This is a genomic window from Mucilaginibacter sp. AK015, from assembly GCF_014200785.1.
GTDB lineage: Bacteria > Bacteroidota > Bacteroidia > Sphingobacteriales > Sphingobacteriaceae > Mucilaginibacter.
On record NZ_JACHCV010000004.1, the window covers coordinates 184,420 to 206,047 of the forward strand.

Annotated in this window: 20 protein-coding genes; 11 read left to right on the forward strand and 9 right to left on the reverse strand. The window is 43.9% G+C overall.

All coding sequences use genetic code 11. The features are described 5' to 3' along the window. Positions 1 to 257: 257 nt before the first annotated feature. Together HDC91_RS15735 and HDC91_RS15740 are read left to right on the forward strand one after the other, a co-directional pair. Positions 258 to 611, forward strand: a complete 354-nt coding sequence (locus HDC91_RS15735) for a hypothetical protein (RefSeq protein WP_183553775.1) — start codon at positions 258 to 260, stop codon at positions 609 to 611. Beyond that, on the forward strand, positions 608 to 1,213 hold the full coding sequence (locus HDC91_RS15740; RefSeq protein ID WP_183553777.1) for an HAD family phosphatase: 606 nt from the start codon (positions 608 to 610) through the stop codon (positions 1,211 to 1,213). Before HDC91_RS15735 ends, HDC91_RS15740 begins: the two co-directional genes overlap by 4 nt. A 143-nt stretch (positions 1,214 to 1,356) precedes the next feature. On the opposite strand, the gene HDC91_RS15745 is transcribed toward HDC91_RS15740, so the two are convergent. Both HDC91_RS15745 and HDC91_RS15750 read right to left on the reverse strand, forming a co-directional pair. Beyond that, positions 1,357 to 3,657, reverse strand: a complete 2,301-nt coding sequence (locus HDC91_RS15745; protein WP_183553779.1) for a TonB-dependent receptor — start codon at positions 3,655 to 3,657, stop codon at positions 1,357 to 1,359. Positions 3,658 to 3,720: 63 nt separating this feature from the next. Beyond that, positions 3,721 to 4,050, reverse strand: a complete 330-nt coding sequence (locus tag HDC91_RS15750; protein WP_183553781.1) for a hypothetical protein — start codon at positions 4,048 to 4,050, stop codon at positions 3,721 to 3,723. Between the two features lie 137 nt (positions 4,051 to 4,187). On the opposite strand from HDC91_RS15750, the gene HDC91_RS15755 reads away from it, so the two are divergent. From HDC91_RS15755 to HDC91_RS15765, 3 genes are all read left to right on the forward strand, one after another. Continuing rightward, positions 4,188 to 4,541 carry a hypothetical protein gene (locus tag HDC91_RS15755; protein ID WP_162429897.1) on the forward strand — a complete coding sequence of 118 codons (354 nt, stop codon included), beginning with the start codon at positions 4,188 to 4,190 and terminating at the stop codon, positions 4,539 to 4,541. 18 nt (positions 4,542 to 4,559) lie between these two features. Continuing rightward, a complete protein-coding gene (locus tag HDC91_RS15760; protein WP_183553783.1) occupies positions 4,560 to 5,270 on the forward strand; it encodes a peptidylprolyl isomerase in 711 nt (236 codons plus the stop codon). A gap of 80 nt (positions 5,271 to 5,350) precedes the next feature. Next, positions 5,351 to 6,118: an exodeoxyribonuclease III gene (locus HDC91_RS15765; protein ID WP_162429899.1), complete on the forward strand. Its 768-nt coding sequence runs from the start codon at positions 5,351 to 5,353 to the stop codon at positions 6,116 to 6,118. Between the two features lie 195 nt (positions 6,119 to 6,313). Here HDC91_RS15765 and efp read toward each other — a convergent pair whose 3' ends face one another. The 6 genes from efp to HDC91_RS15795 form a co-directional block, all read right to left on the reverse strand. Then, the gene (efp, locus tag HDC91_RS15770) at positions 6,314 to 6,877 is read right to left on the reverse strand and encodes an elongation factor P (protein ID WP_162429900.1); all 564 of its coding nucleotides are present in this window, start codon (positions 6,875 to 6,877) and stop codon (positions 6,314 to 6,316) included. Positions 6,878 to 6,956: 79 nt separating this feature from the next. Then, positions 6,957 to 7,604: an ATP-binding cassette domain-containing protein gene (locus HDC91_RS15775; RefSeq protein WP_370576844.1), complete on the reverse strand. Its 648-nt coding sequence runs from the start codon at positions 7,602 to 7,604 to the stop codon at positions 6,957 to 6,959. A 54-nt stretch (positions 7,605 to 7,658) separates the two neighbouring features. Continuing rightward, positions 7,659 to 8,444: an acyl-ACP--UDP-N-acetylglucosamine O-acyltransferase gene (gene lpxA, locus HDC91_RS15780; RefSeq protein WP_162429902.1), complete on the reverse strand. Its 786-nt coding sequence runs from the start codon at positions 8,442 to 8,444 to the stop codon at positions 7,659 to 7,661. A 3-nt stretch (positions 8,445 to 8,447) separates the two neighbouring features. Beyond that, positions 8,448 to 9,845 (reverse strand): bifunctional UDP-3-O-[3-hydroxymyristoyl] N-acetylglucosamine deacetylase/3-hydroxyacyl-ACP dehydratase, encoded by a 1,398-nt coding sequence (locus HDC91_RS15785; protein ID WP_162429903.1) that lies wholly within the window; start codon positions 9,843 to 9,845, stop codon positions 8,448 to 8,450. 93 nt (positions 9,846 to 9,938) lie between these two features. After that, positions 9,939 to 10,982 (reverse strand): UDP-3-O-(3-hydroxymyristoyl)glucosamine N-acyltransferase, encoded by a 1,044-nt coding sequence (gene lpxD / locus HDC91_RS15790; protein WP_183553785.1) that lies wholly within the window; start codon positions 10,980 to 10,982, stop codon positions 9,939 to 9,941. A 119-nt stretch (positions 10,983 to 11,101) separates the two neighbouring features. Next, complete coding sequence (locus HDC91_RS15795; RefSeq protein ID WP_183553787.1) at positions 11,102 to 12,328, reverse strand: HD domain-containing protein; 1,227 nt, start codon at positions 12,326 to 12,328, stop codon at positions 11,102 to 11,104. A gap of 140 nt (positions 12,329 to 12,468) precedes the next feature. Here HDC91_RS15795 and HDC91_RS15800 point away from each other — a divergent pair, with 140 nt between their 5' ends. The 3 genes from HDC91_RS15800 (at position 12,469) to HDC91_RS15810 (ending at position 15,843) form a co-directional block, all read left to right on the forward strand. Beyond that, positions 12,469 to 14,022: a bifunctional response regulator/alkaline phosphatase family protein gene (locus tag HDC91_RS15800; protein ID WP_183553789.1), complete on the forward strand. Its 1,554-nt coding sequence runs from the start codon at positions 12,469 to 12,471 to the stop codon at positions 14,020 to 14,022. Between the two features lie 127 nt (positions 14,023 to 14,149). After that, a complete protein-coding gene (gene tsaE / locus HDC91_RS15805; protein WP_183553798.1) occupies positions 14,150 to 14,569 on the forward strand; it encodes a tRNA (adenosine(37)-N6)-threonylcarbamoyltransferase complex ATPase subunit type 1 TsaE in 420 nt (139 codons plus the stop codon). A gap of 47 nt (positions 14,570 to 14,616) precedes the next feature. Next, positions 14,617 to 15,843 carry an alanine dehydrogenase gene (locus HDC91_RS15810; RefSeq protein ID WP_183553800.1) on the forward strand — a complete coding sequence of 409 codons (1,227 nt, stop codon included), beginning with the start codon at positions 14,617 to 14,619 and terminating at the stop codon, positions 15,841 to 15,843. Here HDC91_RS15810 and HDC91_RS15815 read toward each other — a convergent pair. Further along, on the reverse strand, positions 15,840 to 16,454 hold the full coding sequence (locus HDC91_RS15815) for a histidine phosphatase family protein (RefSeq protein ID WP_183553802.1): 615 nt from the start codon (positions 16,452 to 16,454) through the stop codon (positions 15,840 to 15,842). The two genes, HDC91_RS15810 and HDC91_RS15815, sit on opposite strands and share 4 nt — an antisense overlap. Positions 16,455 to 16,513: 59 nt before the next feature. On the opposite strand from HDC91_RS15815, the gene HDC91_RS15820 reads away from it, so the two are divergent. The 3 genes from HDC91_RS15820 (at position 16,514) to HDC91_RS15830 (ending at position 21,577) form a co-directional block, all read left to right on the forward strand. Beyond that, positions 16,514 to 17,545 (forward strand): YihY/virulence factor BrkB family protein, encoded by a 1,032-nt coding sequence (locus HDC91_RS15820; protein ID WP_183553804.1) that lies wholly within the window; start codon positions 16,514 to 16,516, stop codon positions 17,543 to 17,545. Positions 17,546 to 17,641: 96 nt separating this feature from the next. Then, the gene (locus tag HDC91_RS15825) at positions 17,642 to 18,880 is read left to right on the forward strand and encodes an aspartyl protease family protein (protein WP_183553806.1); all 1,239 of its coding nucleotides are present in this window, start codon (positions 17,642 to 17,644) and stop codon (positions 18,878 to 18,880) included. Between the two features lie 84 nt (positions 18,881 to 18,964). After that, on the forward strand, positions 18,965 to 21,577 hold the full coding sequence (locus tag HDC91_RS15830; protein WP_183553808.1) for a zinc-dependent metalloprotease: 2,613 nt from the start codon (positions 18,965 to 18,967) through the stop codon (positions 21,575 to 21,577). Positions 21,578 to 21,628 lie beyond the last annotated feature (51 nt).

Genomic DNA, 21,628 nt, shown 5'->3' on the forward strand with positions numbered 1-21,628 from the left:
GATAATGATGTTAAAGCTGACGGCCGGCCTTATTTGTCGCCGATAAATTTCTACCGGAAAAACGATTTTGTTGTAAACAGCGATCTCCGTTTAGAGACGGATGTGTTATCGGCTGTAAATATCATTTGGCGGGCAAGTGCGCCTTAACTTTAACAATGTAAAATAATTATGTTGTTTAAAAGGATTTAAAGGATATTTGCCAAGTAATGCTACATAATATGGTCCGCCCCCGACAAATCAATCTATATATCATTTTCATGCTGATGGTAGCCATGCTAACAAGCTGCACCTACAAACAAAAGTTTGAACGGAAAGGATGGAATGAGGGCGACGGACTTACCTTCCCGAGGCGCAACCTGATGGTGGAGGACCTGCTTGCTACCCATAAATTGGTTGGCCTTAAATTCAATAATATTGTGGGTATGCTTCATTACCCGGATCGCTTTAGTCGCGACAGCCTTAGCTTTCACTATGAGATAATACGTAAAATGAGCGGAATTGATACGCTGTATACCAAAAACCTGGTTTTCACCATGACCAAAGATTCAGTTATCACCGCCGTTAAGGTTACCGAACGAGATTATAAAGAGGAGAAGGAAAATAAAAAGTGACCGATACCATCATATTCGACCTCGGGGCGGTACTTATCGACTGGAACCCGCAATATCTTTACCGGAAACTATTTGCCGACGAGCGGGACATGCTACATTTTCTGGCCAATATTACCACGCCTGATTGGAACGAGGAACAGGATGCCGGCCGGCCTCTCCAAGAAGGTACATCGCTATTGGTTCAGCAGCATCCACAGCACGAGGCCAATATCCGCGCATTTTACGGCCGTTGGGATGAGATGCTGGGCGATGCCATTGAGGGTACCGTTGAAATATTTGAGCAACTAAAAAACACCAACAGGTATAAGATTTACGCGCTTACCAATTGGTCGGCAGAAACGTTTCCGGTTGCTTTGGAGCGGTACGATTTTTTAAACTGGTTTGACGATATTGTTGTGTCGGGTACCGAAAAGATGCGTAAGCCTAATCCTGCCTTTTATCAATTACTGTTACAAAGGCACAATGTTAAAGCCCAAAACGCATTGTTTATTGATGATAACCTGCGCAATGTATCGGCGGCACAAAAACTCGGTATTCAATCTATTCATTTTAACTCGCCGCAGCAACTAAAAACCGAATTAGAAAATTTGAAGATTATTTAAGCAGGGGGCACAACGAAGACAGGTTATGGTAAAACGCAAAGTCTGCTCGCAAGATCTGTCGTCGGCGTTGCGGGCTAACACCTTAAAAAGCGAAAGCCCCGCTAACAAGGCGGGGCGATCTTTCTAACTAAACTAACTAATAATTATTTATTGGTCCCGAATGGGATATATACCCCAAACGTGATGTTACGGCCCATATTGTAAACACCATAAGTTGGGTCTTCCTGGCTATATCTGCCCGGCCTTAAGCGGCTCAAGGCATCGTAATAAGCCTTGTTGGTAAGGTTGGTGCCCGATACATAAAGTTTAAGCGGTTGCCTGCCTACATTAAAGGTTGCACCTACGCCGGCATTTAACAAAGTGTAACCGTCGGCAGGTGTTTCAAAAGTAGCATCGATGCGGCTTTGCTTAAAATAGTTATCAATGCCTGCATATAGATAAAAATCCTTTAAGCCTTTTATCTTAGGCTCAAAACGCAGGGTATTATGCAAAGTGCCGGCCGGTATTAAAGGCAACGGCCTGTCAAAACTGATATTACTTGCACGGGTATAGCTAAAAGTGTTTTCAAAATGGATAAAAGATACCGGGTGCAAAGTTAAATTACCTTCAAAACCATACAGGTTAGCATTTACCTGCCCGTAGCGGTAGGCATCGTAATCTCTTGGTAAACCGGTTTGTTCATCAATAACTGTTACCTGCTCTTTATTGGTGTTTGATGCATAAATATAATTGCGTATATAGTTTTCGTATATCCCAAAGCTCCCCGTTACAACACCAGATCCATACTCTAAAGTCGCATCTGTTTGGTAGCTGCGTTCGGGGCTAAGGTTGGCGTTGCCTATCTCGTAACGGCTTGTCCCTTCGTGTACGCCGTTTGAGCCCAGCTCGGCGGGATTTGGCGCGCGAAATGCAGAACCTGCATTGGCCTTAAAGCTTAATACTTCATTAAAAGTATGGGTGTATCCCAAAGCCCCACTTATGTTAGAGAATTTATTGTCAAACCCTGTAAAAATCGTATTGCCGTCCTCGTCGTTTTGTGCCTTGCCTTTATTTTTAATATAGTCGAACCTTGCACCTGCGCTAAAGGTATTTTGCCCCCACGCTTTTTTAGCATATATAAAGGCGCCGTTGCTATATTCATCATAAGCTGGTATCAGCAGTTCCTGGCCCAGGTTAACGCTATGGCCAATGCTACTGCTTAAGCCGATAACCGGGTGCCACCCATTGCCTTCGGGCAGGTAATATTTGGCGTCCAGCGAGTAGGTGTTCATGTCAAAAAACAACGAAGGTGTAGGGCTGTCTTCTAACTCGCGGCGCTGATTTTTCTGGTAGCCAAGGTCTAACTTTAATGAACTTGACCCGAAAAGGAAGTTGTTATTTACCGCAATTTTATAATGGCGTATATCCTGGCGGGGGTACTCTAAAGTGCGGCTGGTGGTGTTGTTATATAACGGATCGCCGGGCTCGGCATCATAAAAGCCGATATTATTTTTAAAATAAGAAAAGTTTACGTGCGAATAACCCCAGGCTTTGTTGAGGCCGAACATACCGCTTGCATTGGTTTGATTAAACCCGCTGTTAATATAGCGGCCGGCGGGTGTGTTAAATGAGTAGGCGTTTTGATAAGTGCCCCGGCCGCGCCAAACAAAACCATTTTGGTTCCCACTTAACATTACCGATGTATTGCTTAACCCATTATTAGTCGAGTAATTGGTCAAAAATTCGCCCTGTATGTTTCCTTCAGCCGGTGTTGGCGGGTCAATAACATTGATAACGCCCCCCAGCGCGTCTGAACCATACTGCAACGATGCCGCGCCGCGCAAAACCTCTACGCGCCCGGCCGAGAACTGGTCCATCTCTATGCCATGCTCATCGCCCCATTGCTGGCCCTGCTGCTTAACACCGTCGTTAAGTGTAACTACCCGGTTATAGCTTAAACCACGTATTACGGGCTTGGATATGGCCTGACTTGTGGTTATCTGGCCTACTCCCGGCACCTGCCTGGCCAGTGCGTCAATTAAATTGGTTGACGAACCCTGCAGCTGTTCTTTACTAACTACCGATGCCGAAGTGCTGTTGCTGCGACTGCCAGCCGTAATAGGTGTACCGGTTATAACTACCTCGTGCGATTCGATTACACTAGGCTGTAAAGCAAATATCATAGGTGCAGTCGACGAAAAATCGACCGTTTGCGTTAATGTTTTATAGCTAAGGTATTGTACCTGTACCACAAAACGGCCTTTGGTAGGTATCGATTTAATAACAAATTCGCCGTTTACATTAGTGGCGACAGCTATATGAAGGTCGGGGATGCTTACCGTAGCGCCAATAAGTCCTTCGTTGGTTTTGGCGTCAACAACTTTACCCTTAAAATCTATAACATCGGCAAATGCAGCAACTTGAAAGAATAATAATATAAAGCAATAAACAAGCTTAAGTTTCATAATAATAAATTAAAAAATACAAGGAAATGCTGCAAAAAAGCAGCGTTTGATTGGTTGTAATTATTATGAAATTACAGGCGGTGCGCGGCCAGGCGAAAGTATTAAGGCAATGCTTTTGAAGTCGTATTCAAAAGTTACAAAAGCGTAGTCCATGCCTGAAAAAGAAGTATGGGAGGTATGGCTTATCAGCGCCATGCTGTTGTGGTGCATGGCATCGCATAGCTGGCACTTTTCTGTTATGCTTTGTTTAGCCGTGTTATGACAGTCGTGGCAACTTGCTTCGTGCGCTGCTTTTAATATAGGGTGCTGATGGGCAAATACCATATATTGCCCTGCTATAAAACAGAACATGAGCGCCCAGGCGCAAAAAATATGATACTTACTTTTTTTCAAAACCAACGCATGTTTTGGTAGTACGCTTGCAAAAATAATTAATAATATGCTAAACGTGTTTTTAAAACGTAACAATGTTGTTAATTGTATGTCATCAAAAAAAGGTTTAACGGTATCGCATCTGTATATTTGCCGGTATGAAACCTGCCGAAATTAATTTGAAATGGGCCGCCCTGCAAGACCGTATTGCCACTGAGTTTGATAACGAGAAGCCGGATATTAAAGTGGTGCTGTTCCTGATAGGTGTGCAGGAACTGGGGCAGGGGCCAAAAAAATTCAGCAAGCGGCAAAAAGAAGAGTTGATGCACATTGCCAATTGCAAACTATTCAGCAAAATGGGCTTCTACGAATTGGAAGGGCTTGACCAGGATGGCTGGCCGCATTGGAAACTGGTAAAAACCGTTCCAAATTATACTTTGCTTGAACAGGAGATGCTGATAAAATCGTTAATAATTGATTACTTTGAAGCCGAGATGGAGTGGGAATTTTAACCTTGACAACCTAAACAAATGAAAAAGATATCTATTCTGTTAGTATTATTGCTTACCATAGCTACTGCGTTTGCCAAACCGCCCAAAAACCAATATGTACGTATAAAAACCAGCTACGGCAATGTTATTATTCGCTTATATAACCAAACTCCCTTGCACCGCGATAATTTTATAAAGCTTGCTAAGCAGGGCTTTTATAACGGCACGTTGTTTCACCGGGTGATACAAAACTTTATGATACAGGGCGGCGATCCCGATTCGCGTGACACCACTAAAAACAAACCCGGCGCAGAGTTAGGCAACGGCGACCTTAAATATACCGTGCCAGCCGAGTTCAGGGATAGCCTGTTCCATAAACGCGGGGTGCTGGCCGCAGCGCGCGACGATAATCCCGCCAAAGCATCGAGCGCCTGCCAGTTTTACATTGTAGAGGGTAAACGCTGGACAGCGGGCAAACTGGATACCTTGGAGATGACCCGGCTTAAGGGCCGCAAAATACCCGGGTGGCAGCGCGATATTTATACTACCGTTGGCGGTGTGCCGCATTTAGATCAAAATTATACGGTTTATGGCGAAGTGGTTAGCGGTATAGATATGGTTGACCTTATTGCAGCTGTTAAAAAAGACGAGCGCGACAGGCCTCTTACGGATATCCCCATGACTGTAGTAGTATTGAGCAAAAAGGAGTGTAAGCAGTTGGATAAGCTGCTGTGGCCAGAAGCTAAATAAACCAAATGTCAGTCTGAGCCTGTCGAAGACTTATTAAAGCGACGAATGGTTCGACAAGCTCACCATGACATATTAAAAACATGAAGATAATTACCTACAACGTTAATGGCATCCGTTCGGCGATAAACAAAAACTGGCTGGCTTGGCTCCAGGCAACAGATGCCGATGTAGTTTGCCTGCAGGAAATTAAGGCTACACCCGATGTAATAAAAGAGCTTGGCCTGGTAGATGATATGGGGTATCAGCACTTTTGGTTCCCGGCCGAAAAGAAAGGGTATAGCGGCACTGCCATTTTTACCAAATACTTGCCCAACCATATAGAATACGGCTGCGGCATCCCTGATTTTGACCGCGAGGGCCGTTGTATCCGTGTAGACTTTGATGAGGTGTCGGTAATGAGCGCCTATTTCCCCTCCGGCTCAAGCGGGGATGATAGGCAGATATTTAAATATCGCTTTCTGGACGAGTTTGGCAAATATCTTACCCTGCTAAAGGTTACGCATCCAAACTTGGTTATCTGCGGCGATTACAATATTTGCCACCGGCCAATTGATATTCACAATCCAAAATCAAACGCTAACTCCTCCGGCTTTTTACCCGAAGAGCGCGAGTGGATGGAGAACTTTATTGAGTCGGGCTTTGTAGACACCTTCAGACACTGTAACCAGGAGCCGCATAATTACACTTGGTGGAGCTTTCGAGCCAATGCCCGCGCCAAAAACCTGGGCTGGCGTATTGATTATGCCATGGTGAGTAAAGAACTGGAAAGTAACATTAAACGCTGCGCTATATTGCCGGAAGCGAAACACTCTGACCATTGCCCGGTATTACTGGAACTGGAGTTTTGAATCCTGAAGGGGGAATAGGAATAATATGCTTCTCCCGCGGTCATAACGGGGCACCAGGCAATCTCTGATGGAGAGGTCAGCGACAAGCATGTCGAAGATTGCCATGTCGCCGCGCTTCCTACAAATGCATTTAGCCAACAAAGGCCACGAGTACGCGGCCTTTGTTGGCTAAAATCCTCCCGTTAGGTGGGTTAATTATCCTTTTACACGCTCAACATAAGCGCCTGTGGCGGTATCTACTTTTACCCTGTCGCCAATGTTGATGAACAAAGGCACTTTAATTTCGGCACCGGTTTCAACGGTAGCATTTTTCAATGCACCGCTTGAGGTATCTCCTTTCACAGCCGGTTCGGTGTAAGTTATCTCCAGCTCTGCCGAACCCGGGATGTTTGCCATAATAGGCTCATCGCTCTCAAATGCTACAATAACGTTCATGCCTTCTTTAAGGAATTTTACGGCAGGCCCAAATAATCTTTTAGGCACGTTATGCTGATCGTAAGTTGTATTATCCATTATCACTAACGAATCGCCATCTTCGTACAGATATTGGTAATCGTTGGTTTCAACACGTGCTATATCCACCTCTTCATCCGTACGGAAACGGTATTCAACCAGTTTACCCGTTTTAACATTACGCATGCGGGCCTGGTAAAACGCACGCAGGTTACCAGGGGTGCGGTGTAAAAACTCCTCTACCTGTACCAGTTCGCCGTTAAAACGAAGAACATTACCATTTTTTACATCAGATGCTTTTGCCATAAAACTTTATAATTGAGGCGCAAAATTATATAATTGATTTGAGATTTCACACAATAGGAGGTTAAGTATAGTTTATCTGCTATTTATAATCAGATATGCTAAGCCTGTTTGGGCAAAAGCTATATTCGTGCTCCTGATTAGAGCATACTATCGTCAGCCGGTCTTCACTGAATTTTTGCGCCAGGTTTAAATACCAGTCTATCCCCTGGGCGTCCAGGTTAGACGTTGGCTCATCCAGCATCAGCATTGGAGTATCGGCACAAAAGGCAAGGGCCAATTTGAGCCGTTGTTTCATGCCTGACGAAAAGTATTTTACCAATTTATTACGGCTACCTGTTAAATTAAGTATGTCGGCTACGGCATTTTTATCTATGCCGGGCCTGAACTTTTTGAACTTGAAATGAAAATCTATCATTTCGTTCATAGAAAATTCTTCGATAACTTCAAGATACGGCGCTGCAAGGCTCAGGTGGTTGAATATATCCCCGGCATCAACCATTAAGCTATCATCTTTATAGGTGATCGTTCCGGCAGATGGCACCAGGCTACCATTCAGCACCTGCAGCAAAGTGGATTTTCCTGACCCGTTTGGTCCTAAAATGGCATAGCTGCCATTAGCTTCAAAAGTATAATCTATTCCTTTGAATATCCATTCACGGTTAAAACGACGGCCAATATTTTGGAGGATAATGTTCATGTAGTTGATAGTTGATAGTTCCCGGTTCATAGATCATAGCCCTGTTTTATATTTTCAACCATGATCTATTGACCATCAACTAACTTAGCTGCTTCCGAATCCCTTCATGATACCGCGTTGGGAGTTTTGTACAAAATTGATGATCTCGTCGCGTTCGATAGTAGGATTAAATTCGGCCTCGATGATATCCAAAGCTTTGGTAATGTTGTATTTTTTCAAAAAGATGATCCGGTATATCTCCTGTATCTCGTTAATTGTTTCGGCTGAAAAGCCTCTCCGCCGCAGGCCTACAGAATTAATACCGATATAGGATAAGGGCTCGCGCCCTGCCTTGGTAAAAGGCGGCACATCTTTACGCACCAGCGAGCCGCCCGAAATCATGCTATGGGCGCCTATTTCAACAAACTGGTGCACAGCCGAGGTCCCCCCTATAAAAGCATAGTCGTAAACATTGATATGGCCTGCAAGTTGCACGCCGTTAGCTATAATGACATTATCGCCAATTACACAATCGTGCGCTACGTGGGTATAGGCCATTAAAAGGCAGTTAGTGCCAATGGTAGTGGTGTTTTTATCAAGCGCTGTACCGCGGTTAAGGGTTACGCATTCGCGTATAACCGTGTTATCGCCAACAGTAACCGTGCTTGGCTCGCCTTTGTATTTAAGATCCTGCGGCGGCGCCGATACTACAGCTCCCGGGAATATGCGGCAATTTTTACCTATTCGCGCACCGTCCATGATAACCGAGTTTGAGCCCACCCAACTGCCTTCGCCTATTTCTACATCTTTATGTATAGTTACAAATGGCTCAATTACCACGTTATCGGCAATTTTTGCCTGTGGATGTATATATGCTAAGGGCTGTATCATGCTTTATTTATATTTAACTATTTGTGCCATTAGCTCGGCTTCAACAACAATTTTTTCTCCAACCATGCCAATCCCTTTCATTTGCGCAATACCCCGGCGGATAGGCGCAATCAAATCGCAACGGAATATTAACGTATCGCCTGGTAAAACCTTGTCTTTAAAACGCGCGTTTTCTATTTTCAGGAAAAGCGTTAACCAATTTTCGGGATCGGGTACGGTGTTCAACACCAGGATTCCACCCGTTTGCGCCATTGCCTCTATCTGCAAAACACCCGGCATTACAGGTGCGCCCGGGAAATGGCCTACAAAAAAAGGCTCGTTCATGGTTACCGCCTTTAAACCAACTACATGCGTTTTAGTAAGCTCTAAAATTTTGTCCACCAATAACATTGGTGGGCGGTGCGGCAATATGTTCATGATCTGAACGGTATCGTACACCGGCGTCATATTAGGGTCGTACACTTTTACGTGCTTGCGGCTACGCTCCTTTTTGATCAGGGTTTTTATTTTTTTTGCAAAGGCAACGTTTGCCGCGTGCCCTGGTCGTGCAGCCATAATGTGTCCCTTAAGCGGAACCCCTACCAACGCCAGGTCGCCGATCATATCCAGCAGCTTGTGGCGTGCGGGCTCGTTCTGGTGCCTAAGCTCAATGTTATTCAGAATCCCCTGCGGGGCAACGTTGATATCTTTACGATTAAACAATTTTGCCAGGTGGGAAAGCTCTTCGTCGTCCACCTCTTTATCAACCACCACAATGGCGTTATTAAGGTCGCCACCCTTTATCAGGTCATGCTTTACCAGCATTTCCAACTCATGTAAAAAGCAAAAAGTACGGCTTGAAGCAATCTCCTTTTTAAACTCAGCAAGCGTAGATATAGTTGCATGCTGACTACCCAATACCTGCGAGTTGTAATCAACCATGCAGGTGAAGCGGTAATCGTCATCAAGCGGCATGGCAACCATGTCAACCTTACGATCGGGCTCGGAGTAATGAATGTTGTATGGGATATGGTAGTACTCCCTATCGGCCTCTTGCTCCTGAAAACCAGCTGCTTCAATTGCATTAATAAATTGTATAGAGCTGCCATCCATAATCGGGGTTTCGGGCCCGTCCATATCAATTAACACGTTGTCTATCTCTAAACCCACTAAAGCGGCCAGTACATGCTCGATAGTGCTTACACTGGCGCCGTTTTGAGTAAGCGTGGTGCCCCTTGATGTATCGGTAACATTATCAACATCGGCGTCAATGATGGGCTGACCAGGCAGGTCTACCCTGCGAAATTTATAGCCATGTTTTTCGGGAGCCGGGTTAAAAGTCATAGTAACCTTTTGGCCGGTGTGTAAACCTGTGCCCGAAACTGAAACGGGCTCCTTAATAGTTCTTTGTTTTACGTTCATATTATGAAGGTGTTCATTGGTACGTTAGTTCCATCATTGAGTTTTATCAACTTATCCGGCCTTAACACGGGCCCGACAACTATTCAAGGGTGACTAATTACCTTTATTCGTTAGTTCTGTAATTATCTTTTCCAGTTCGTCAACTCTTTTCTCTAATTCGGGCAGCCTGCTTATAACCACATTTGAGCGCATATTATTTGCATAGCTAATTGCGGGTGAACCTGCCCATTTGCCCCCCTCCTGGGTTATGGTTCGGCTAATACCTGATTGCGCCTGAACTTGTGTGCCCTTTGCTATGCTGATATGCCCTACAACGCCCACCTGCCCGCCAAGTACTACATTTTCGGCAAGCTTGCTACTGCCAGCCACACCCGATTGCGCCGCTATCACTGTATTTTTCCCCAGTTCTACATTGTGGGCTATTTGTACCAGGTTATCAACCTTTACTCCGCTCCGAATAATGGTTGAGCCCATTGTGGCCCTGTCTATAGTAGCGTTAGCCCCAATTTCAACGTTATCTTCTATAACAACGTTGCCTATCTGCGCAATTTTGGTGTAAGTACCATCGGCATTAGGCGAAAACCCAAAACCATCGCTACCAATAATCGCCCCGGAATGTATAACAACATTATTGCCAATTATACAGTCGAAATAAACTTTTACACCGGGGAACAAGGTTACATTACTACCCAACTTTACGTTATCGGCAATATAGCACCCGGGATATATTTTACAGTTATCCCCCATCGCTACATCCTGGCTAATATAAGCAAAAGCACCGATGTAAGGTTCTGTACCTATAGCTGCGGACGGGTGGATAAAGCATGGCTGCTCTATCCCGGTTTTGTTCAGCTTAATGGTGTTGTATTTCTCGAGCAGTAAGGTGAATGCTCCGTAGGCGTTCTCTACCCGTATCAGGGTGGCATTTACCGGCGCCGTAAGCTCCTGGCTATTATTTATAATCACAACGGATGCGTTGGTTGTATATAGGTACTGCTCATATTTAGGATTAGCCAAAAATGATAAGGAACCTACGCTGCCTTCTTCTATTTTGGCCAGGTGGTTAACCGCCACAAGCGGATCGCCTTCAACTGTTCCGTTTAGCATAAAGGCTATATCCTTTGCGGTAAATTGCATTTTACAAATTTAAATGTTAAAACCATAGCAACAAATTATTAATAATGAGTTACTAAATGGCTGTTTACGGTCACTTTAACGTTAACTACTCACCAATTAACCATTCACAACTCACCATCCTATAACAGGTCTTTGGTGTAACAAAGTATATATTTTTTTACAGTTTTTGATAACGCCTCCAGGTTTGAATTATCGCTGGCCAGTGTAATATCCTTGATACTACCGTTCTTCATTAATATATGAATGTTTCCATCGCCTTTATTATAAGCATTGTTGCGTATAGTGTCGGTAAATACAAAATACGATGCCTCATGAGCGCTGATGTTATATTTTTTTACAGCATTAGCCGTTAGTTGTTCAACAAGGGCTTCGTCGGGCTTTTCGGCGGTAATATCCACATGATATAAACCCCGGTTTATCAGCTTATTGCAAAGCGTGGCCAACACAAAATCACCACTGCCCGCCCATATCTTTACAGCAGCCATTACATCGGTATCATCCAGCAGGGCGAAGGTTTTTAAATGCAGATCGTTTGCCATAAATTCATCCCTTGTAATAACGCCCTCTAAAAAATAACTTAAGGCTGGGGTTAACGGAAAATGAATTCCCTGCAAAGCAAGTTCGCGGCTTCGGGTAAAAATTTTACAAAGCAGCTGTTCGGCAGCTATAACTGTTTTATGCAGGTAAACCTGCCAGTACATTAACCTTCGGGCTATTAAAAATTTCTCTATCGAGTAAATACCTTTCTCTTCAACCGTTATACTGTCGTCTTTAATATTCAGCATTTTTATGATCCGGTCAGAACTAATCACCCCTTCAGATACCCCTGTAAAATAACTGTCGCGGTTCAGGTAATCCATCCTGTCCATATCCAACTGGCTCGATACCAGTTGATGCAAAAAGTGCTTATGATACTCCCCTTTAAATATACTGATGGCCAACGACAGCCTTCCGCCAAACCCCTCGTTCAACTTATTCATCAGCAGTATAGAGATATCTTCGTGGCTTATCCCTTCTACAATGGTATGTTCTAAAGCGTGCGAAAAGGGGCCGTGCCCTATATCGTGCAGTAAAATGGCAATAGTTAAGCCTTCCTTTTCTTCGGGCGATATTTCAGCCCCTTTATTGCAAAGTGTTTCTATGGCCAGGCTCATCAGATGCATGGCGCCCAAAGCATGATGGAAGCGGGTATGCAGCGCACCCGGATAAACCAGGTGTGTCATTCCCAATTGCTTGATATAGCGTAAACGCTGAAAGTACGGGTGGTCTATCAGGTCGTATACCAGTTCGGTGGGAATGCTGATAAAGCCGTAAACCGGGTCGTTTATGATTTTCTTTTTATTCAAAGCAGCTGTTAAGAATTACAAAAGTGTTGAATTATGACAAAACAAGCACGGTGTATTTGTTAATTAATATTAATCCTTTGCATATTTTTACAACAAAATATACTACCCCGGGGTTATAGGGAGGTAAAATTAAATATATTATGCAGGATACCACTATTTTATGGGCCGATGACGAGATTGATCTGCTGAAACCACATGTTCTTTTTCTGAACGAGAAGGGCTACAAAGTTACCACCGTTACCAACGGTAATGATGCCATTGAGGAATTTAAGAAGCAGTACTTTGACCTGGTATTCCTGGACGAGAACATGCCGGGATTAACCGGCCTGGAAACATTGCAGCAAATAAAAAATATAAGCAGCGATGTTCCTATAGTGCTTATCACCAAAAACGAAGAAGAATATTTAATGGAGGACGCTATCGGATCGAAGATAGACGATTACCTGATAAAGCCGGTACACCCCAAGCAAATACTGCTAACGATAAAAAAACTTACTGAAAATAAACGCCTGGTTACCGAAAAAACAACTATGGCATACCAGCAGGATTTCAGGAACCTGGGCATGACCCTTAACGATGCCTTAAGCTACCAGGAGTGGGTTGATGTTTACAAAAAACTGATCTACTGGGAACTGGAACTGGAAACACTTGAAGATGCCGGCATGCACGAGATATTAACCCTGCAAAAAGCCGAGGCAAACGTACAATTCTGCAAGTTTGTTGAACGTAATTACCTAAGTTGGATAAAAGACCCTGAAAACGGCCCCACTATTTCGACGCAATTATTTAAAAAGAAGGTATTCCCGAAACTGGATGGCAAAGGGCCGGTATTTTTTATTTTGATTGATAACTTAAGGTACGACCAGTTTAAAATAATTAACCCCATTATTTCGGAGTATTTCAGGCTGGAGGAAGAGGACACTTATTACAGTATATTGCCCACTGCCACACAGTACGCGCGTAACGCTATCTTTTCGGGCTTAATGCCTTTAGAGATGGAAAGCCGTTACCCGCAAATGTGGCAGAACGATGAGGACGAAGGTGGTAAAAACCTTTACGAAGCCGATTTTGTTGCCGACCAGCTTAAACGCGTTTTACGCAAGGACATTAAACACTCCTATCATAAAATCCTGAATATTGACGAAGGCCGCGCGTTGAACGAATCGGTAAATAACCTGATGAACAACGAGCTTAATGTGGTGGTTTACAACTTTGTTGATATGCTAAGCCATGCACGCACAGATATGCAGATGATACGCGAACTGGCCAGCGACGATGCAGCTTATCGCTCGTTAACGCTATCATGGTTCGAGCATTCGCCGTTATTAGACCTGCTTAAGTTTTTAGCTTCCAAGCAGGTGAGGGTGATAATCACTACAGACCATGGCACCATTCGCGTTAAAAACCCAAGTAAAATAATAGGCGATCGTAATACCAACACCAACCTGCGTTATAAACAGGGTAAAAACCTTAACTATAATGCTAAAGATGTATTTCACATACGCAATCCGCACGATGCTATGCTGCCAAGGCTGCACGTAAGCAGCAGTTTTGTATTTGCAAAAGGCGATAACTATTTTGTTTATCCTAATAACTATAACCACTTTGTGAATTTTTATAACGAAACCTTCCAGCACGGTGGGATCTCGTTGGAAGAAATGATCATCCCGATAGTTACCTACGGGCCTAAATAAAATTTAGAAGTATTAATTTCACCCCGTCATTGCGAGGAACGAAGCAATCTCCTGATATCATAACGACTATGCAAAGCTTTGAGATTGCTTCGTTCCTCGCAATGACGCTAGGGAGATTATAATTGACATGGACTTACACACCACATCCACCACAGACCTGCCTGCCACAGCTGCAGAGATATTGAAATACGCCGGCGATACACGCATCTTTCTTTTTTACGGCGAAATGGGCGCGGGTAAAACCACGCTTATCAAATCCCTTTGCGCGGCTTTGGGTGTTAAAGATGAGGTAACCAGCCCTACATTTTCGATAGTGAATGAATATGAGGGCAGTGATGGCCCGGTTTATCATTTTGATTTTTATCGCTTAAAAGATCACAATGAGGCACTGGATATGGGATACGAGGAATATTTCTACTCGGGCAATTATTGTTTTATAGAGTGGCCCGAAAAAATTGCCGACCTGGTACCTGATAGCTATACCGGCATACGGATACATATTATCGACCCGGGCTCGAGGCAGCTAACGGTTGAAAACATTTCCTGATCAAACCTGTTTTTTTCGTATCTTCATCAGCCGGAAAAATAGCTATCATGAGTACAGGGAAATACAGTGGGTTCTCAAATGTTGCCAGGCAGGCAATGATGCAACCCCAGGAGTCGATGCTGGAAGTTAAAAGTAAAAAAAACAAACTTTATATTGGCATCCCCAAAGAGGTTTCTTTCCAGGAGAACCGTATAGCGCTAACCCCCTTATCGGTAGCTTTGCTTGTAAATAACGGGCACGATATACTGCTGGAGAGCAATGCGGGCCAGGCTGCCAATTTTTCTGACAATAACTACAGCGAGCAGGGCGCCCAGATAGTTTACGACACCAAAAAGGTTTACGAAGCCGATATCATCATTAAAATAGCCCCTCCTACAAAGGAAGAAATTGAAATGATGAAACCCGGGCAGCTATTGATTTCGGCGCTCCAGTTATCAACCTTAAAAGCCGAGTGCCTGCATGCACTCATGAAAAAAAAGATAACCGCCCTTTGTTTTGAGCATCTGCAAGACGAAGGCGGCTCGCTAACAGTTGTGCGCGCCATGAGCGAAATAGTAGGTGCTACATCTGTACTTATTGCTGCCGAGTACCTGAGCAATATTTTTGAAGGCAAAGGCTTAATGCTTGGCGGAATAACCGGCGTGCCGCCAACCGAAATTGTGATATTGGGTGCGGGCACCGTTGGCGAGTATGCGGCGCGTACCGCTATATCGCTCGGGGCGCAGGTTAAAGTGTTCGATCCGTCTATTTACAAACTAAGGCGGCTTCAAAATAACATCGGTACAAGGATTTTTACGTCGGTTGTGCAGCCCATAGTACTCGAAAAAGCCATAACTACATGCGATGTTGCTATTGGTGCCATTCGTGCCGACGATGGCCGCAGCCCGTGTATCGTATCTGAAGAAACCGTTAGCCGCATGAAACCAAACTCGGTTATTATTGATGTTAGTATTGACCAGGGCGGGTGTTTTGAGACGTCCGAGATAACTAACCATACCCACCCGGTTTTTCGCAAATACGATGTGATCCATTACTGCGTACCAAATATAGCATCGCGTGTAGCTCGCACCGCAACCTATGCACTCACTAACATTTTCGCCCCCATTTTACTGGATATTGGCGAACAGGGTAGCCTTAAAAACGTAATATGGCAAAAAACGGGTATCCGTAATGCGGTATATATATACCAGGGGCACCTCACAAACAAGCATATGGGCGAACGCTTCGCTATTCCAAGTAAAGACCTGGAGTTGCTGGTGGTATCAAACCATTAATAATTGGTAAAAGGCCTTATCGTTTCCGGATGGCTTATTTCTGGCTGATACTTTTCAGGTATCTCATTGGTGTGGTGCTTATCTCCATAATAATCAATAGCCAGCTCAACCTTACCGTTATCTTTCACTGTCACCTTAAATAACATATCGTAATCCTCTTCGTCAAGCCCGGCGAAGGGCATTTCGGCCCCAAACGCGCTTAGCAAATGCATTACAGTATTAGAATGGCCCACTACCAAAACATTGTTTCCTTTAAAGTTTTTTAAAATGGTTTTGGCAAATTGTTTAATACCGGCCGTATCTGTGTTGTATACTCTTGGTAAAATCTTGGCTTTGTAAGCCAGCGGTTTTGCAGTAAGGGCTGTACGTTTATACTTGGTAACATATATCGCTTTAATGTTTTCCCGCTTTAATTCTTTGGCAAGCTCACCGGCCCGCTTTTGCCCCGCAGGGCTCAACCCAGGGTCGGGGTCGTTAACCGTATTGGCAGCTTTTTCGGCATGGCGCACTACCCATATATTGGTTTTTTGGGCTGCAGCATTAAAGCTCGTCAGCAGTAAACAAATAAACAATAATTTAAAAAAGTTAGCCTGCCTTACTACAATTTTCATAATATGTTGTTATTTGTTTTTAACGAGTATCCCTGTAAACAAATATACCCGATTTTGATATGAAATTTTTTAGCAAAGAATATTTTAAACAATTATGGAAAGTATTGCTGGCTACCTTTAGCGGTTTTTCGGCCGATAATGGTTTAAAGTTTAGTGCATCGCTGGCATACTACACCGTATTTTCTTTGGCGCCTTTACTTTTGTTGATACTATCGCTCGCCGGTATTTTTTTAAAGGATGATAGCTACAGAAAAGATTTTTACGATCAGATACAACATTACATAGGCAAGCAGGGAACCCTGCAATTACAAAGCACCATTAACTCGCAGGATATTACGGGTAAAAGCGGGATAGGTTTGGGAATAAGCATCGCAACTTTGCTGCTTGGTGCCAGCAGTATTTTCATAGAAATTCAAGATTCGCTTAACATTATCTGGCGCGTTAAAGCTAAGCCTAAACGTGGCTGGGTAAAAATGCTTAAAAACAGGTTCCTTTCTTTCTCCTTAATAGTGAGCCTTGGTTTTTTATTGCTCGCCTCTTTGCTTGTAAATATTATAATAAGTGCTATAAGCGATAAGATAGTAGCATTACTGCCTCATTTATTAGGGAAAAGCCTTGCCGGCATAGTTGGCGAAACATTCTTATTTGCGGTTAATTTTGGCATAACGCTTATAGTTATTTCGGTGTTATTCGGCATTATATTTAAAGTGCTGCCCGATGTTAAAATAAAGTGGAAGGATGTACGCTCGGGCGCTATTTTTACCGCTATATTATTTATAATTGGCCAGTATATTATAAGCCTATATATTCAGTTTACCGCGCAAGGCTCAGTGTACGGTACAGCGGGTTCTATTATCGTTATTTTAGTGTGGATATATTATACGGCAGCAATTTTATACATAGGCGCCGAATTTACGCAGGTTTATGCCGAAGCTAGGGGCAGCCATATCGAGCCTGCCGAATATGCGGTAGTGATACAACAAACCGAGGTAGAAAGAACGACAAAAAAAATGCCGCTGCAAAACCCGGATTTAAAGGATACCCTTAAATGTGATGATGACGATGATGGCAAAAAACCCGACGGTTGTTAACCGCGTTCTAAGTTATTGATACACTAATGGCACCTTGGTTGAAGCGTTCTGTATTTACCAAAAAATAATGTAGATTTAGCTTCCAATTCAAACCAGGTGTTAGCCGGTCTATATAAATATCCCAAGTTTAAACATGTATGGCTTACTGTCATATTAAGTTGCCTGTTCGTTTCAGCAAATGCGCAATCTTTTACCGTTGATAGTAACCGTAAAAACGTAAATATTCCCTTTAAGCTTATCCGCAATATGATGGTGATAAAGCTTAGCATAAATAATAAGGGGCCCTTCAACTTCATATTAGATACCGGCGTGGGGTTGATGGTAATTACCGAGCCTAAGCTGGTTGATTCGATAAACATCACCTCTAAACGCACCATCAAGCTTTCGGGGCTGGGCGAGGGTGATGCCTTTGAAGCCTACGTTACAGCGCCCCTAAACGTGATGATACCCGGGCTAATCAGTAACAACGTTTCGGCAGCTATCCTAAAAACCGACTATTTTAATTTGTCGAGCTATATCGGGCTGCCGGTACACGGCCTATTGGGTTACGAGTTTTTTAACTCGCTGGGGGTTAAGATAAATTTTACCGACAGCACAATGACCGTTTGCCGGCCTAAAGACCTTAAACCATTTAAAAAAAGCCAGAAGATACCAATAACGGTTGAGGATAAAAAGCCGTACATGGAAACTATGGTAACTTTTCCGGACGGCAGTAAAGCGACGAACAAATTTATCATCGACCTGGGGGCGGGCCATCCCTTATCGCTCGAAAACATGCTGCAAAAACACGGGCTGCCTAAAAAGTCTATCCCGGCCAATTTGGGTGTTGCACTAAACGGCCCTATAACAGGGTATTTAAGCCGGGTAAAGGAAGTGATGATCGCTAACTACAAGATCAAAGACGTTATTACCTCTTTCCCGGACAAAGACTATATACAAAGAAAATTCAGTGTTCCGCGCGATGGCAATATTGGAATCGGTATACTCAAAAAATTCAACCTCACGTTCGATTATACTAACAACCTGCTGTATGTTAAGAAAAATGAGAAGTATAACGATCCTTTTGAGCACGATATGAGCGGAATTGAATATTATATGGCCGGCGATAACTTTTCGCATCTCATCATCAGCAGGGTAGCGCCCGGCTCACCCGCCGATGAGATAGGTTTAATAAAAGACGATGAAATAACCTCGATCAATTTCAAGCCCATTTCAAAAATGACTTCTGAAGAGATCGATGCCTTTTTTAAAAAAACCGAGCGCAGCCTGCTGCTCGAAGTATATCATGACAAAAAGTATGATAAAGTAATTATTACCTTAAAACACCGCATTTAACTCTTTTTCGTAACTAACTTGTTGCGTTTGTATTCTCAGATATATATTCCATATTTTTAGCCGACTAATTATTTTAAACAGCAAATGAATAGAAATTTACGGCTAAACACTTACCTAAGCGTGGCCGCATTAACCATTGCAGCCTTTGCAAGCTCGTGCGCCACTAAAAAACAAGCAGACCGCACCGTTACTTTAAAAACAAGTACTACTCCCGGTGGGTCAACCGCTACGGCCACAATTGGCGCCGGTAAAAAGGAAGGCATAAAAAAATTTAGCGACCTGGTTGGGAAAACCAAAGCAGATACCGGCCTTTTTAATACTTATAAGGTTGATGGCAAGTACTACTTTGAAATACCCGATAGCCTGATAAACCGCGAAATGCTGGTAGTTACCCGTTTTGTAAAAACACCGGCGGGCCTGAAATCATTTGGGCAGCAGTATGGCGGCGAAGAAATTAACAACCAGGTATGGAAATGGGAGCGCCACGATAAGCAGGTATTTATTAGGGTGCCAAGCTACTCGGTGAGGGCCGATAGCACAAGCGACATGTACCAGTCAGTCAGGAACTCAAACCTTGATGCGGTATTGGCTTCTTTCGATATTAAAGCCTTTAATAGGGATACCACCGGCGTTTTAATTGATGTTACCGATTTGTACAATGGCGATGTTGCAGCTATTGGCTTGCCCGACAATATCAAGAAGATGTATAAGATAAGCGCGCTCGACAATAACCGTTCTTATATAGATACGGTTAAAAGTTTCCCGATAAACATCGAGGCACGCACACTAAAAACTTATCGTGCGGCCGAGTCGCCAACTGATAACAGTAATGGCGCGGTAACTTTTGAGCTAAATACATCTATGCTGCTATTGCCAAAAACACCAATGAAAGCACGTTTGAACGACGACCGCGTAGGATTTTTTGGCCAGCGCCAAACAGATTATGGCACAGATGCACAAAAAGCCGAGGCTACTGCGTATATCCACCGGTGGAAATTGGAGCCAAAAGATGAAGCTGCCTATGCCCGTGGTGAGCTGGTTGAGCCCAAAAAACAGATTGTTTATTATATAGACCCTGCTACGCCCAAAAAATGGGTTCCTTATCTTATTGCCGGTATCAACGACTGGAACAAAGCTTTTGAAGCTGCCGGCTTTAAGAACGCAATTGCGGGCAAAGAGGCCCCAACCGCAAAGCAGGATCCGGAGTTTAGCACTGAAGATGCCCGCTACAGTGTGTTAAGATACTTTGCATCGGATGTACAGAACGCCTACGGCCCCCATATATCTGACCCGCGCAGCGGCGAGATACTGGAAAGTCATGTTGGCTGGTACCATAACGTAATGAGCTTGCTGCGTAATTGGTTTTTTATTCAAACAGCAGCGGTTAACCCCAACGTACGTATGGCTAAATTTACCGATGCGCAAATGGGCGAGCTTATCCGTTTTGTATCATCGCACGAAATTGGCCACACACTGGGGCTGCCACACAACTTTGGCTCAAGCTATGCTTACCCGGTTGATTCATTGCGATCAAAATCCTTTACCGATAAACATGGCACCGCTCCTTCGATAATGGACTACGCCCGCTTTAATTACATTGCACAGCCCGGCGATGGTGTAACACACCTTTATCCGCAAATTGGCGAATACGATCTGTGGGCGGTTAAATGGGGATATACTTATTTCCCAGGCAACAAAACACCAAAGCAGGAAAAAGAGACTTTGGATGTATGGACAAAAGAAAAGGCAGGCAACCCCCTTTACTACTACGGAAGGCAAGGTACTTCTATCGATCCGCGATTACAGAACGAGGATTTGGGCGACAACGCCATGAAGGCCAGCACTTATGGTATTGCTAACCTTAAACGCATACTGCCTAATATCGAAAAATGGACCTATCAGAAAGGCGAGGACTACGATGATGTGCAAACATTATATAACGAAGTTATCGGTCAGTTTAACCGTTATATAGGCCATGTTACCATGAACATTGGCGGCATGAACGAAAATTTCAAAACATACGATCAAAAGGGCCCTGTTTATGATTTTGTAAACAAGACCCTTCAGCGCGATGCCATAGCCTTTCTAAATCAGCAGGTATTTACCACACCACGCTGGTTGATCAATAACGCCGAGTTAAGCAAGTTTGATAACGGTGTTGTGATTAGCCGCATTAAAAGCCTGCAGGTAAACGCAGTTGCCAATGTATTGAACGCATCGCGCCTGGCCCGCATGTTCGATAACCAATCAAAAAATGGAGCTGCGGCTTATACGGTTGCCGATATGTTAAATGACCTGCGCTCAGGCATATTTACAAAAGGAAACCCCGACGAGTTTAAACGCAATTTGCAAAGAGGGTACATAGATAACCTGAAAAATTTACTGAATGAAGATGCCAGCAGGAGTTTCCCGGGCGCTACCGCAGCACAACTGGCTGGTATGGGCTTAACACCTATCAACATTGCCTTATCTGATATAAGGCCTATGGTGCGTGCCGAGTTAGCCAAAATAAGCACAAGCCTGCCAAAGGGGGGCGACGCTCTAACGGCAGCCCACTTTGCCGATCTGCGCCTGCGCATTAAAGAAGCGCTATACCCAACTCGCCCCGTGGTGAATATTGCAGGAGCAGGAGCACCGGGCCGTTTAACTGACGATGCCCCGCAAGCAGATAACGACTGCTTCCCGCAAACAAGATAATCAGGTATAAATACCATAAAAAATGCCCCTGTAATTGCAGGGGCATTTTTA